Origin of the sequence: Weizmannia sp. FSL K6-3076 (assembly GCF_038007245.1) — a bacterium.
Lineage (GTDB): Bacteria > Bacillota > Bacilli > Bacillales > Bacillaceae_C > Weizmannia > Weizmannia faecalis.
Window position 1 is genome coordinate 2,478,451 of sequence record NZ_JBBOWU010000001.1, and the last position, 14,691, is coordinate 2,493,141.

At 46.6% G+C, this 14,691-nt stretch carries 13 protein-coding genes and 1 pseudogene; 2 read left to right on the forward strand and 12 right to left on the reverse strand.

What is annotated here, in order from left to right; genetic code table 11:
* Positions 1 to 46: 46 nt before the first annotated feature.
* From NSS95_RS11880 to NSS95_RS11905, 5 genes are all read right to left on the reverse strand, one after another.
* Positions 47 to 1,345 carry a globin-coupled sensor protein gene (locus tag NSS95_RS11880; protein WP_014097461.1) on the reverse strand — a complete coding sequence of 433 codons (1,299 nt, stop codon included), beginning with the start codon at positions 1,343 to 1,345 and terminating at the stop codon, positions 47 to 49.
* Positions 1,346 to 1,585: 240 nt separating this feature from the next.
* Positions 1,586 to 1,819, reverse strand: a complete 234-nt coding sequence (locus tag NSS95_RS11885) for a hypothetical protein (protein WP_017551327.1) — start codon at positions 1,817 to 1,819, stop codon at positions 1,586 to 1,588.
* A 230-nt stretch (positions 1,820 to 2,049) separates the two neighbouring features.
* Positions 2,050 to 2,277: a hypothetical protein gene (locus NSS95_RS11895; RefSeq protein ID WP_014097458.1), complete on the reverse strand. Its 228-nt coding sequence runs from the start codon at positions 2,275 to 2,277 to the stop codon at positions 2,050 to 2,052.
* On the reverse strand, positions 2,274 to 3,188 hold the full coding sequence (locus NSS95_RS11900) for an Rpn family recombination-promoting nuclease/putative transposase (protein ID WP_014097457.1): 915 nt from the start codon (positions 3,186 to 3,188) through the stop codon (positions 2,274 to 2,276). The genes NSS95_RS11895 and NSS95_RS11900 overlap by 4 nt, the downstream gene beginning before the upstream one ends.
* A 210-nt stretch (positions 3,189 to 3,398) precedes the next feature.
* Entirely contained in the window at positions 3,399 to 5,495 is a 2,097-nt protein-coding gene (locus NSS95_RS11905) for a transglycosylase domain-containing protein (protein ID WP_017551329.1), read from the reverse strand.
* Positions 5,496 to 5,723: 228 nt separating this feature from the next.
* On the opposite strand from NSS95_RS11905, the gene NSS95_RS11910 reads away from it, so the two are divergent.
* Positions 5,724 to 6,227 (forward strand): universal stress protein, encoded by a 504-nt coding sequence (locus NSS95_RS11910; protein ID WP_014097455.1) that lies wholly within the window; start codon positions 5,724 to 5,726, stop codon positions 6,225 to 6,227.
* A 298-nt stretch (positions 6,228 to 6,525) separates the two neighbouring features.
* Positions 6,526 to 6,606: pseudogene (locus tag NSS95_RS11915) on the forward strand (YjcZ family sporulation protein); the annotation flags it as partial.
* A gap of 139 nt (positions 6,607 to 6,745) precedes the next feature.
* Here the strand turns inward: NSS95_RS11915 and NSS95_RS11920 are convergent.
* From NSS95_RS11920 to NSS95_RS11950, 7 genes are all read right to left on the reverse strand, one after another.
* Positions 6,746 to 7,762 carry an ABC transporter ATP-binding protein gene (locus NSS95_RS11920; RefSeq protein ID WP_035184070.1) on the reverse strand — a complete coding sequence of 339 codons (1,017 nt, stop codon included), beginning with the start codon at positions 7,760 to 7,762 and terminating at the stop codon, positions 6,746 to 6,748.
* Positions 7,763 to 7,894: 132 nt separating this feature from the next.
* A complete protein-coding gene (locus NSS95_RS11925; protein ID WP_061086409.1) occupies positions 7,895 to 8,803 on the reverse strand; it encodes a C40 family peptidase in 909 nt (302 codons plus the stop codon).
* 164 nt (positions 8,804 to 8,967) lie between these two features.
* A complete protein-coding gene (locus NSS95_RS11930) occupies positions 8,968 to 10,578 on the reverse strand; it encodes a peptide ABC transporter substrate-binding protein (protein WP_046721103.1) in 1,611 nt (536 codons plus the stop codon).
* Positions 10,579 to 10,675: 97 nt separating this feature from the next.
* On the reverse strand, positions 10,676 to 11,683 hold the full coding sequence (locus NSS95_RS11935; protein WP_014097450.1) for an ABC transporter ATP-binding protein: 1,008 nt from the start codon (positions 11,681 to 11,683) through the stop codon (positions 10,676 to 10,678).
* A 5-nt stretch (positions 11,684 to 11,688) separates the two neighbouring features.
* Entirely contained in the window at positions 11,689 to 12,642 is a 954-nt protein-coding gene (locus NSS95_RS11940) for an ABC transporter permease (RefSeq protein WP_014097449.1), read from the reverse strand.
* Positions 12,643 to 12,788: 146 nt separating this feature from the next.
* Positions 12,789 to 13,718, reverse strand: coding sequence for an ABC transporter permease (locus tag NSS95_RS11945; RefSeq protein ID WP_014097448.1), 930 nt, complete (start codon positions 13,716 to 13,718; stop codon positions 12,789 to 12,791).
* Between the two features lie 250 nt (positions 13,719 to 13,968).
* Positions 13,969 to 14,673 (reverse strand): gamma-glutamyl-gamma-aminobutyrate hydrolase family protein, encoded by a 705-nt coding sequence (locus NSS95_RS11950; protein ID WP_014097447.1) that lies wholly within the window; start codon positions 14,671 to 14,673, stop codon positions 13,969 to 13,971.
* Positions 14,674 to 14,691 lie beyond the last annotated feature (18 nt).

A 14,691-nucleotide genomic window follows, 5' to 3' on the forward strand; every position in this document is an offset into this window, starting at 1 on the left:
TGCGATAAATTTTATTGGTAGTTTCTGTTAAAAAAGCGGGAATTTTTCAGATTCCCGCTGCATTGTGGAGTTTTTCAGCCGCGGCCGCGACCCCGGCGCTGGCTGTTTCAATTTCTTTTACAGTATTGACGAGTTCTGCTATATGGCCTTGGACGGTTAAAGCAGTTTGTTTGCTTTGTTTGACCGTGGCGGTAATTTGCTGGAACGATTGCCCTGCCTCTTCCGCGCTGCCCAATCCGGAGTGAATGGCGCTGTCAACTTGGATTAAAGAATTTTTAACATCCAAATTGTATTGCCCTGAGGCGGATAACATCGATTGGATCTGCCCTGCCAGCTTTTTCGTCTCCTCTGATAACTTCCGGATTTCTTGAGAGACAATCGAAAATCCTCTACCATACTCTCCGGCCCGTGCTGCCTCGATGGCTGAGTTTAACGCGAGCAGGTTGGTCTGGTCAGCGATCTCTTTCACAGACAGCACCACATCTTCAATCTGGCGGGAAGAGTCGCTCAGATTCTCGATCGTTTCCATCATTTCTTTTGTACGGGTGGCAATCATTTTGACATCGCGGATCAGGATGCCCAGCTTTTTTTGCCCCTCTGCTGCCGATGACTCGGCATAGCTTGCTTCCCGGCTGCTCTCAATAGCCATTTCATCCGTTTTTTGCAGATTGAAACCTAAAGATTCTACCGAAGCTTGGATTTCCTCTGCCAGCGCAACCAAACCTTCACTGATTTGTACCATTTGTTCTTTCAAATCGTGCTGCCCGTTTTGATACTGCTCATTCAGTCTCCTGATCGTCTCATTTTCGTAAGCTTCAAGAACGATTTGTTGTTCAAAACTCAATATTTTGCTGATGGCAGCCGAGATGATCCGGACTTCTTCTTTCCTGCCGATTTCTTGAAAAAGGATATCGTTCAAGACATTTTGAATATTTTGGAAAGAACCGATATACCAGCCGTGTTCAAGGCCGATCCGGTAATGCGTGCTTGCAATCTGCAAGCGTTTTTCGACAAAATTTTTGTTGATGTTGCCTTGAAACATTTCAATAAGATGGACCCTTAACGTTTTTTGGAGCCGCTCAACCGTACTGTGTTTTTCAATGATATCCCTCAGCTCCTGCACTTGCAAAATCGCATCATAAAAGGCCTTGACAATTTTGTCAATATATTTTTGTACAAGGGGTTGTGCACTTTTTATGATTTTTAAATCTTCTTCTGTCAGGTGAATCAATTTCAATCGTTCCGGAATGCCAGGTTGATCGAGATCGATGGAAACCTCCATTTTTTCTGCATTTTCCAATACGCTGCTGTGTTTATCTGATTTCAACTTATAATACAGACCCATTCTGCCTTCCCTCCTATCGATGCCAGTCAAAAATGAACATCAGATACGCCCCACCTATGTCTTTAGACCTATTATACAATAATTTTTCCTTATTTCTATCTTTTCAATAAAAGAATCGTTCCCCTTTTTCTGTTGAAGCATTGTATGAGTGAGCGGGGTGAGGAGGAATGGCACAAGTTCTGAAAGGGAGGGGCTTATGTATAAGCCCCTCCCTGTTTTTTCGGTGATGGTGAAAAGCATTTACGGCTCCTGCCCTTCTACCTGCCTTTTGATTTTCATGATCTCATCTTCACTCAAGCCGGATGCTTGGGCAATGAGTTTCACATCCACTTGATTTTTTAACAAATTGACAATAAATCTTCTTAACCTTTCTTCACCTTCTTCTTTCCCCTTCTTATACCCGCGGTCAAAGTAAGAATTCGGCAAGTCTAAGACAACTTCTTTTCCATCCACACCGGGAAATTTGACTTCCATCTTATGAATACTCCAGTCGCTGTTTTATTTTTTCCACTTCTGTCTGGCTTAGGCCGGTCATCTCAACTATCAATTGTGGGTCCAGGCCATTCTTAAGCATCCTAACCACAATTGTTTGTAATAATTCCTTTCTCCCCTTTTCTACTCCTTCTTCTAATCCTTTTTATACCCGCGTTCAAAATAGGAGTTCGGCAATTTTAATACTTGCTCTGCTTCGTCATAGCTCAGGTTCAAGGCTTTTCCCCTTCTATCTGCCTTTTGATTTTCATGATCTCGTCTTCACTCAAGCCGGTTACTTCTGCAATGAGCTTCAAATCTAATTGCTTTTTTAACAAATTAGAAATAAATCTTTTTCTTAATCTTTCTTCACCTTCTTCCAATCCTTTCTTATACCCGCGGTCAAAATAGGAATTCGGCAATTTCAATACTTGCTCTGCTTCGTCATAACTCGGGTTCAAGGCTTTTCCCCTTCTATCTGCCTTTTGATTTTCATGATCTCGTCTTCACTCAAGCCAGATGCCTGGGCAATGACCTTCACATCCACTTGATTTTTTAACAAGTTGACAATAAATCTTCTTAATCTTTCTTCACCTTCTTCTCTTCCTTCCTCTTTCCCCTTCTTATACCCGCGATCAAAGTAAGAATTCGGCAATTTCAATACTTGCTCCGCCTCGTCCGGGTCCAGCATTTTAATGTTTTCCATTACTTCCGCCTCCTCTTTTTCGTTCAATTTTAAATAATAATCAAAGAAACCGTATAGCAGCCTCATTTTTGCAGGGTCGAGTTCCATCCGGGCCAGCATCCGCAGAAACTCCAGTTTGACCTGCACCCGTTCTTTTTCTGTATACCCCATTTTGCTTAATAATGCCGCGGCAACAGGGTTGTTGCTCCGGATATAATTTCTCCAATTTTGTTTCATCAGATGAATGGATAAATAGTGAAAACGAAGAATTTCAATGTTGTGGAACGCAAAGGTGTACGTATCAGGGGTTTCTGTTTTCTCCTCGTAACTAAAAACGGCAATCGGCAATACCGGTTTCCGGTGCCGGAGACTGATCATCATGTAGTAACGAAACATGCGTTCAGGAAAAGGTTTCTCGTAATACGACTGCGGCTCTACATGGATGAGAATCACGGTGTCTTTCCCTTTTACCTTCGTTTCAGCAAGGATGTCAACCCGTTTTTGCTCACCGCCCGGAAAATCCGTAAACTGTTCCTGCGACAAAAACCGCACCCGACGGTAGTCGAGATCCGCTGAAAGATCCGGGAAAAACGCCTCCATAAACTCCTGAAAAAAGTTTTGGATCAGCTCCTTAAACAAACGATCATGCACGTGATAACCGGCATGTTTTTCCATTACCAATTCCAATGGCAGCACTCCTTTTCTTATTTTTCAGTTTTATTTTATAGGACAAAAGTCCGTTTTTCAAGTACTTTTCACTCTCGCAAGCTGCCGAGTTTAACGGCAAACAGGGGAAAAACATGCAGTCCCCGCAATCCTTTTTAAAAGCAATCAATCATTAAAGCCGAAATGTCTCACCTTGATGGAAGACATTTCGGCTTTATAAGTGTGTACTGTTTATTGACCAAGAATCCCTTTCAGCTGCTTTTTAATCTTATCTGTCGCACCTTTCCAAAATCCTTGGTTATCCTCAATTTTTTTCTGCAATTTATCGGCTTGTTCTTTTATCGCTTCATCAATGTTTTGCAGTTTTTCTTTTAACGGGTTACCGTTTTCCTTCTGGTCATTGATGGATTCCACCCCGAAGTCACCCGGTTTTGTATATTTCAGTGTGGCATTCATCACACCATTGAAAACCGGCACAATGCCCTGTTCACTCAGACCGTATAAATAATGGTTCCGGTCTGTCTGGTCATATCCCATCCAGACCACCCCGACAAGATTTGGCGTATAGCCCGCAAACCATTGATCCATTGTACCGTCGACCCCGCTGAACGGCAATTGGGTGGAGCCTGTTTTTCCGGCAATTTTATAGCCGGGGACCGCTACCCCTTTGCCGGTTCCGGATTCCACAACGTTCAGCAGCATAGATGTCATTTCCTGGGAAACTTTTTTCGATATGACCCTTTCCTGCTTGTCTTTATGCTCTGCCAAAACTTTTCCGGTCGGGCTCACGATTTTTGTAATGATGTGCGCTTCGGAACGTTTTCCGTTGTTTGGAAACGTGGTGTAGGCCTCTGCAATGTCTTCGGGGGAAACGCCGTTTTGAATATTCCCGAGCGCAATGCCGAGCTGCTTATCCTTCTTTGTGATCGGGATGCCGAATTTTTTCGCCGACTCGTACCCTTTTTCCACCCCGATTTTATTCAACAGCCAGACAGCAGGAAGATTAAGCGATTTTTCGACCGCCATGTACATCGGCACTTTACCGAGATATTGGTTGTTATAGTTTTTCGGCGCATAACCGCCTTTAAACGTCATTTCTTTATCTTCTAGCATCGAGTCGGGGCTGTACCCTTCTTCAAGCGCCGGCGTATAAACGGTAATCGGCTTCATGATCGATCCGGGTTGCCGTTTCAGCTGCGTTGCCCTGTTGAAGCCGCGGAATACTTTTTCTCCCCTTCCTCCGACAAGCCCGCGGACGCCGCCGGTTGACGGATCTACAAGTATTGCGCCGCTTTGGATGATCTGACCGGATGTGCCGGAAGGAAAGAGTGATGATTTCTGGTAAACATTTTCCAATGCTTTTTGAATATTTTGATCCATGGCGGTATAAATTTTATACCCTCTTGTTAAGATCTCTTCCTGTGTCAGTCCATACTGATCGATTGCCTCGTCCAGCACCGCATCGACGTAATACGGGTATTTGCCTGTCAGTGCATCTGTTTTTTTATCTTTTAGCACAAGCTTTTCGCTTTTTGCCTGTTTATACTCGGATTGCGTGATCATCCCGTACTCTTTCATGGCGAAAAGCACGACATTACGGCGGTGAATGGCGCGTTTATAATGACGGTACGGGTCGAGTGCATTCGGTGAATTAACAAGGCCCGCCAAAGTTGCCGATTCGGATAAGTCCAGATCTTCCACGTCTTTTCCAAAATATTTATTGGCCGCTTTTTCAACACCCCAGGCGCCTTCCCCGAAATAGACCTGGTTTAAATACATCTCCAAAATTTCTTTTTTTGTGTAATGCTTCTCAATTTCAATCGCCAAAAAAAGCTCCTGAATTTTCCTTTTTAATGTCCGTTCCGGGGAAAGCAGCGCATTTTTCGTTAACTGCTGGGTAATGGTGCTTCCCCCGGCAGCCGCCCCTCCGATCCGGATATCTTTTAAAAGCGCGCTCAAGGTACCGATGATATCAAACCCATGGTGTTTGTAGAAACGGTGGTCTTCGATGGCTACCACCGCATTTTGCAGGTCTCCCGGCATTTTTTTAATCGATACGCCTTCCGAGCGGTTTGCCGAAATTCTGCTTGCTGTGTCCCCGTCTTTGTCATAAATAACGGTCGTCTGTTCCAGCCCTTTTTTTAACTGCCCGACATTCGCGCTTTTTGCATAATAAGCAAAAAAAGCTAAAAAGCCAAGCAATGAAAGAGAAGCTGCCAGAATGATGATTTGAGTCATATGGGCTCTTTTCCAAATTTTTTTGAACCCGTCCCAAAACACCCGGAAATAAGGTTTGATTTTATCTATATAAGGTTTGAATTTGTTCATATCTGTTGATGTCCTCATCTTTCCCCAATCTGTGAACCTTCTATCTCAAACACCATGCTGATTTGCCCTTTAGCAAAAGGATATTATGAATGGCCGGAAAAATCAATGACAACTATAGAAAATACAGTGCTTTAAAACCGTAAAAATGCACTGAAACCGTTTTTTTCCTTCTGGTTCCGGGTAAAGAAAAGAGGGTGTTTCAAGCCATACATGAAAGGATGATGGTACATGTACAAGCATATTGCCATTGCATACGATGACTCAGAGGGGAGCCGGAAAGCGCTGGACAGAGCCTGTTCATTGGCCCTTGCCTTAAGAGATATAAAATTATCCGTTGTCCACGTGAACCAGGAAAGTGAAGTGGCAGCACCGGTACCGGATGAAAACATCGGCGTGCCGCCAACCATTTCCGTGCCGGGGCTGGACGGTCGGGTTTACCCGGTTGACCCACCGCCGGTTGATGAACCTTCCACACAGCAATTCATCTTAAACGATGCGGAGGAAGTCATGAATCATGCCCGCGAATTATTAGATGCAAAAGGGGTCAAAGCCGATACCCATATTTTAGAAGGCAAGGTGGCCGACAGCATCATTGATTTCGCCCGCAACGAGAATGTAGACTGCATCATTACTGGAAGCAGCGGAAAAAATGCTGTGAAAAGTCTATTCATTGGAAGTGTGAGCAAAAGCCTTGTAAAAAATGCGGAGGTGGATGTGCTTGTCGTGAAATAACCAACCATCGGCACCGCTAATGGCAAAAATGGAAGGGAAACAACTATTTTGACAATAGACAAAAAATTGTATCCCTATAAACGATAACAGATTGGCAAACATGATCGCATTCTGGTGGAAAACCGTGGCGGACGTACAGGAAAGTCGCAATTCCAGAATGCTTTTTTGTATTCTTTGATAAACGTCCAAACTTCTGTCTTCCGTCTTGCATACATTAACATTGCATGACGGAAAGATGGAGGTGAAAAATATGGGCTTTTGGGGCTGCGGATACGGCGGCTATGGCGGTGGCTATGGCGGCGGATACGGCAACAGCTTTGCGCTGATTGTTGTACTGTTTATTCTGCTGATTATTGTAGGTGCCGCATACCTGTTCTAAGAACCGAGGCCCGGCCTTATTGGGCTTGGGCCCGGCTTCTTTTTCCCAAACGCTTATAAGAAAACCATTCGTACGGTTTCTACATACCACTCCCGCACTGTTCCACCGGCTTGCCGCAGCTGCATGTCTTTTCAAACAATCAAACTTTTCCTACCTGATTTGCACTGGAAGAAACGGTTGCTGCCGGACTGCCCTTTCCATCGTAAAGATGACATGCGACATAATGGTGGTCTTCAATCTCCAGCCATTCCGGTTTTACACTTGCACATATATCCATTGCTTTCGGGCATCTTGTCCGGAATACACACCCGCTCGGCGGCGTAACCGGGCTCGGGATTTCCCCTTTTAAAATAATTCTTTCCCTTTTATCTTCAATTTTCGGATCCGGAATCGGAATGGCCGACAGCAACGCTTCCGTGTAAGGATGCAGCGGTTTGCGGTACAGGCTCTTGCTCTCCGTCAATTCGACTAGATGGCCGAGATACATGACGCCGATCCGGTTGCTGATATGCTTTACCATCGATAAATCATGGGCAATAAACAAGTAGGTGAGGTTTTTTTCCCTTTGCAGTTTTTTCAATACATTGACAACTTGGGCCTGGACAGAAACATCCAGTGCGGAAATCGGCTCATCGCAAATCACAAACTCCGGGTCAAGCGCGAGCGCCCTTGCAATCCCGATCCGCTGCCGCTGCCCCCCGCTGAATTCATGCGGGTACCGGCCTGCATGCTCTCTGTTTAGCCCGACTTCTTCGAGCAATTCATATATTCTTTCAAGCTCTTCACGTTTGTTTTTATAAATGCCATGGACTTCAAGCGGTTCAGCAAGGATCTCGCGGACAGTGGAACGGGGATTCAGAGAAGCATACGGATCCTGAAAAATCATTTGGACATTTCTTTTCATCAGAAAACGCTCCCGCTCATCCAGTGCGTGGATATCTTTGCCGCCGTAAAGGATTTGCCCTTCAGTTGGGGTGTAAATCCCCATCATCAGCCGCCCTGCCGTCGATTTTCCGCATCCCGATTCCCCGACAAGCCCGAACGTTTCCCCTTTATAAATATCAAAAGAAAGATCGTCCACCGCTTTTAAAAATTGTTTCTTTCCAATCTCAAAATATTTTTTGACATGCTTGACTTCCAACAGTTTTTCCATCATGGTGCACTCCCTTCACCCGGCTGCTGTAACCCGTATTGCTTTTGCGGCAGGTTTGCCGCATTCTTCCGGCCACCAACGCCGCGCTGCACTTCATTCGCAACCCGTGGCGTTACGGATTCCCATTGCGCGGCTTTACATCCAGTAACGCCGCGCACAGCATAGTTCTTTTTCGTAAATCGTTCCTTCCATATCCAGCAGTTCAACAGGCCGGCCTGTTTTCGGCGAGTGGAGCAGCTTCCCCTCCCCCGCATAAATCCCGACATGGTGGATGGCGCCTTTTCCTTCCTCATGGGCAAAAAATAAAAGATCGCCGGGTGTGATGCTTCCAAGCGGGACGGCTGCTCCTCCTTTTGCCTGTTCATGGGCGTCACGGGCAATGGTCCTGCCTGTCGCAGCAAGCACCATCGTATAGGAAAATCCTGAGCAGTCATAGCCGTATCCGCTCATGCCTCCCCATAAATACGGCAGGCCGAGAAACATTTTTCCTGCGTCAAGCATATACCTGTTCTGGCTGCCGGGACTGCTCCCCTTCAACTGCACATCTTGTTTTTTTAGCGATGCCGGGTTCCCGTGCACCGTTTTTACAACGAACTGGTCCTTTGTTTCATCCACTACAAAAAAGCGTGTTTGAAAGCTCACTTCAAATAAAGGGAGTTGATTTTCATCATAGAGCATTGCAAATGGTTTTTTGACGGCACAAACAGCAGCATCTTGCGGCCATCCTTCTCCCTGCTTCAGCTGGCAGCGGGGAACCCAGCCGGGATAGCCGTCCGGATGTTTGCTGGAAGGCTGTTCCGGAACAGAAATATACGCCCACTTCCCCTCTGTTTTGTGGACAATGACTTTCCGGCCGTAGAGCACCTGTGTCTGGATTTTATTTTTCCGCCAAAGTTCGTGCCGCTGTTCCAGTGAGAGGCTGGTGAGCCACTGCTTCATATTCGCCGGGTTCCGGAGGGCTTCTTCGTCTCCGTCACCCGGTGATTGTGCGGAAGTCCAAACGGTGGCGACAGGGGTATCTACCAAATAAACTTGCTTTCCCATGTTCAGCCCCCTTTCCCTCAGATTTCCATTTTGGGCAGTATCAAGCGGGGAACTCCCCCGCTTGATACTGCCCATTCTTTTTCATTCGTCCAGACAGCCGGGCTGCGGATAATGCCTGTCATATGGCTTTCACGGGCAAACCGTCCCCTGCCAAAAACAGAACATTATTTTACATTGGCCCATTTCAGTTCAAGATAGCCGACAGGATGGCGGACAATGCCTGTTACATGATCTTTTTGCAAAAATACCTGGTTGTAAAAATAGAGCGGGAAGATCGGCATGTCGTCAAACAGCATTTTTTCCGCTTCGTGCATCAGCTCGTAACGTTTCGTTTCATTGGTTTCATTTTTTGCCTGCTGGATCAACTGGTCATATTTCTTATTGCCCCATCCAGTCCTGTTCATCGCTTGCCCGGTTGTGAAGCTTTCGAGGAAGTTAATCGGATCCCCGTAATCAGCAAGGAATGAACTGCGGGACAATTGGAATTTCAATTTTTTCTGCTCAGCCTGGAAGACATTCCATTCCATATTGGCAAGTTTTACCTGGATGCCGAGATTTTCTTTTAGCATCTGTTGGATTGTTTCAGCAATTTTTTTATGAACCGGGTCCGTGCTGTAAGTGAGGGTGACCTCAGGCAGTTTCGTATACCCCTCTTCTTGCATTCCCTTTTTCAGGAGGGTTTTCGCTTCTTTTGCATTTGAAGTATACAAATTGCCGCCTTTTTTCCGGAAGTCGTTGCCGTCAGGTTCGGTAAACCCGTAAGAAACAAAACCGTAAGCCGGCTTTTCATCATTTTTTGTGACATATTTGACAATTTGTTTCTGGTCAATGGCCATCGCGAATGCTTTCCGAATATTTTTATTCTGGAACGGTTCTTTATTGACATTAAACCGGTAAAAATAAGTGCCGGCCTGGTCCTCTACTTTCACTTTTCCTTCCTTAAACAGCCGGGCTGCCATATCTGCCGGAACATCTGAAACATCCAGTTCCCCGTTTTGGTACATTTGGTATTCAGTGTTCGGATCGTCAACCTCCGCCCATTTCACTTTATCAAGTTTTACATTTTTGGCATCCCAATAGTTTTCATTTTTTTCCATGATGAAATGATCATCGTGTTTCCATTCTGTGAGCTTAAACGGCCCGTTCGAAACATACGTTTTCGCTTCTGCAAACCATTTCGGATTTTTTTCTGCCACTTTCTCGTTGATCGGGAAGAAAGCAGGGTTTGCGATGACGTTCAGAAAATAAGATTGCGGCCCGGTTAACGTGACTTCCAGTGTTTTGTCATCGGCCGCTTTCACTTTGACGCCGTCTTTTGATCCTTTTCCGGTGTTATACGCCTCCCCGCCTTCAATAAAGTATCCTAAAAATGCGGCAGGCGAAGCAGTTTTCGGGTCGAGCATTCTTTTCCACGCATATTCAAAATCACCCGCTGTCACCGGATCCCCATTTGACCATTTTGCATTGTCCCGGAGGTGGAACGTATACGTCTTGCCTCCATTTGTGACATCCCAGCTTTTTGCAATCGCAGGGTGCGGCTTATTGTCTTTGCCGAGGCGGACAAGCCCTTCCATTAAATTGTTCAGTGCATTCCATGAAACGGAATCGAACCCGATTGGCGGGTCAAATGAGGTGGGCTCAGACCCATTGTTTAAATTTAATACCTTTTCTTTGCTGCTTCCACCCGGACTGTTTTTTGAGCTTGACTGGCTCGTACAGGCAGCAAGCGAAGCAATAAGCGCCAAACTGACAATCATACTCCAAAATTTCTTCATACATTTCCCCCTTTTCTTTTCCGCATTGCGGGCAGCCCTGACCCGTTTGTCCCCCTTGCAGTATCTGGGCGCCGTAAATGCCTGTTTTCTATTTCATCTACAGGCGTACACCCGTAGTTGAAAACGCAAATTTTGCCCGTTCGTCCTGCAGCCAACAATAAACCTGATGGGAAGCTGATTTTTTCGTGCGAAAAGGTTCCACACGGCTGCATACTTCCATTGCCATTGGGCATCTCGCCGTAAACGGGCAACCGGGAGGCGGCGCAAATAAATCCGGCGGCGTACCGGGAATCGGAATCAGTTCTTCCTCTTCCATATCAAGCCTTGGGACCGAGTTTAGCAATCCTTTTGTATAAGGGTGTTCCGGATGATAAAAGATTTCTTCTCTTGTGCCGGTTTCGACAATCTTACCGGCATACATCACCGCTATCCGGTCGGCAACCTGGGCCACAACACCGAGGTCGTGCGTGATCAAAATAATGGATACGCCCGTCTCCCGCTGGATTTTCTTAAACAGTTCAAAAATCTGCGCTTGAATGGTGACATCCAAAGCAGTAGTCGGTTCGTCCGCGATAATGATCTCCGGATTGCAAATCAAAGCCATCGCAATCATGATCCGTTGGCGCATGCCGCCGCTGAACTGGTGCGGGTATTGTTTTAACCGTTCATGCGGGCTCGGAATGCCGACCATGTGCAACATGTCAATGACCGTTTTTTTCGCTGCCTCGCGGGATAGATTTTGATGCTCCTGAACCGCTTCAAGCAACTGGTTCCCGATGGATAAAGTTGGGTTCAGACCTGTCATCGGATCCTGGAAGATCATGGAGATTTCCGCCCCGCGGATTTTCCGCATTTGCTTTTCGCTGTATTTTAAAATATCCGTTCCTTTAAAGTGGATCGAGCCGCTTAATTGTTTCACATTATTATTGGGAAGAAGCTTGAGGATCGCTTGCGATGTCACGCTTTTGCCGCATCCGGATTCACCGACAATGGCAAGCGTCTCGCCTTTGTTTAAATAAAAGTTCACCCCGCGCACAGCCTGCACCGTTCCGCCGTATGTCGAAAACGAAACGTGCAGGTCTTCCACTTCCAGAATCTTGTTCATTTCCGTCACCTCCTCAGCTTCGGATCGAGCGCATCCTGCAGCCCGTCGCCAAGCACATTAAATGCGAACATCGTCAGCGAAATAAAGAATGCCGGGAAAAATAAGCGCCACCACTCGCCCGTTAAAATCGCCGACAACCCGTCATCCGCCATCACGCCCCAGCTCGCATGCGGCGCCTGAACCCCCAATCCTAAAAAACTGAGGAATGCTTCACTGAAAATGGCACTTGGCACGGTCAGCGTCATTTGGACAATAATTGGGCCCATTGTATTGGGGAGCAGGTGTTTGCGGATGATCCGTGACGTTTTGGTGCCGAACGTTTTGGAGGCCATTACAAATTCATAGTTTTTTATCTGTAATACCTGGCCGCGGACAATCCTGGCCATGCCGACCCATCCTGTTACGGTAAGCGCAACAATAATCGTGCCGAGCCCCGGCCCCATCACAACCATCAACAGAATCACAACAAGCAAATAAGGAAGGCCGTACAGCACTTCAATAATCCGCATCATCACCTGGTCGGTCCGGCCGCCTTTGTAACCTGCAATACCGCCGTATATCACCCCAATGAAAAATTCAATGATAGCCGCCATAAACCCGACAAACAGCGAAATACGCGCGCCATACCATGTTCTTGAAAACATATCGCGCCCGAGCTGGTCGGTCCCGAACCAATGCTCCTTGGAGGGCGGCAAATTCTGGTTCGTTAGTGACAGTTTCGTCACGCTTTCAGGTGCAATCAGCGGGCCGATGATGGCCATCATGATCAAAAGAATCAGCACGACAAGGCCGAGCATCGCGAGCTTATTTTTGGCAAGCCGGTTCCATACATCATGCCAGTACGATATGCCCGGCCTGACAACGGCTTCCTGCATTCCGGCTTCTTTCTTTTTCGGGACAAACCATTCATCCGGAATCTCTGAAATGGTATCCACTCTATCCTGATTGGCTGTTTGCAAGATGTCCACCCCTTATTGCTCTAATTTATGCACCAGATTTTGCGAATCGGGACGATGGTTGTTTTTGCTCGCCTGCACCTTGTGTTACGAAAAGCCAAGGCCCGATACTTATGCAAAGCCGGGCTGCTTCTTTTCGGAACCAGGGCTCACTGTTCCTTTTTATGTAATTTGATCCGCGGATCGAGAATGCCGTACGCGATATCCACAAGAAACAGCATAATAATCAAAAAAATGCTGTAAAATACGGTTGTTCCCATGATGACAGGATAATCCCGATTATTGATGCTTTCGACAAAATACTTTCCCATGCCCGGAATGGAGAATATTTTTTCAATGACAAAGCTTCCCGTCAAAATGCTCGCCGTCAATGTCCCTAAAATGGTAATAACCGGCATCAGCGCATTTCTGAGGGCATGCTTGATGATAATTTTTACAGGAGAAAGCCCTTTTGCACGGGCGGTTTTGATGTAATCCTGCGTCAGCACTTCCAATAGGCTTGACCTTGTCAGGCGGGCAATGATGGCCATTGGGCTGACTGCCAAGGCGGCAGTTGGCAGGATCATATGCGCCGGGGATGTCCACGTTGCAGCCGGCAGGATTTTCAGATTGACCGCAAACTCCTGGATTAACATCGTTGCCAGAATAAAGTTCGGAATCGAGATGCCAAGCACGGCGATGGTCATCGCCAGATAGTCGATGATGCCGTTATGTTTTAATGCAGCAAAAACGCCAAGCACTATGCCGGATAAAACCGCAACCAGAAGTGCTGTCATACCAAGTTCGAATGAAACCGGAAAGCCCCTGCCCAGCATGTCGTTTACCGTCTGGGACGGCTGTTTGATGGACGGGCCGTAATCAAATAAAAGAATGGATTTCACATAATACAAATACTGGATATAAACCGGCTGATCCAGATGGTACTGCGCCTCCATATTTCTTTGCACGGCTTCGGATGTATTGCGTTCTTGGTTAAAAGGCGATCCCGGAATGGCCTGCATCATGATAAAAGTCAGGGTGGTGATCACCCACAGTGTGACAACCATGGCGGCAAGCCTTTTGAGTACATACTTTGCCATACGCAGACACCTTCTCACGTTTAAAATGGGCATACTGTTGTGGTATATTTTTATTATTAAATAAATAGACGAAAAATTCAATAGCGTTCAATATTTATTTTAATTCCACAATAGCAATATTTTCGGAATACAGGAAGCGCTTTTATTTTTTCTTGTTCTCCACCGGTAGAAGACAGGAGTTAAGCAAGCGCCTGCAAATTTTCCGGTTTAAAAAATACGAGGAGGCAAGCATTTCATAACAGCAAACGGACTAAACGGTTTTACAGGAAGCGATAAAGGCGGAAAATATTTTCAAGGAAACAGGATCCTTTATGGCGGCCAAAGCTTCAGGATGCCACTGAACGCCAATCATAAAACGGGCATTGCGATTTTCCACCGCTTCAATGATTCCATCAGGCGCACGAGCAGAAACCATAAGCGGCGCTTTCACGGTCCGGACTGCCTGGTGATGAAAAGAGTTTACTTTCATCGTTTCGCTTCCGGCCCATTTTTCCAGTAAACTTCCCGGCAAAACATGGACCGTGTGGGAAAGATGGGAACGGGCGGCCCGCTGTTTGTGCTGCAACAGCGGGGGTTTTCCCTGGCTGTAAATATCCTGGAACATATCCCCGCCGGATGCAACAGCGAGAATCTGGATGCCCCTGCAAATGGCGAGAATCGGCACATCCGCCTGAATCGCAAACCGGCATAGCGCAATCTCAAATGCATCGCGGCCGGGCTCAATTTCACCGAGCCCCGGAACCGGCTCTTCCCCGAACCAGGATGGATCTACATCACCTCCCCCGGAAAGCAGAATTCCGTCCGTTTTGGACAATAATAAAGGGATGTCCGCTTCACCGCCGGCCGGAAGCAATACCGGGACGCCGCCCGCCATGCGGACAGCCTTGATGTAGTCATCAGCCAAATACTGGGAAGTCTGATTGGCACTGCATGTAATGCCGATCACCGGTTTCATTTTTCATCATCCTTTCGC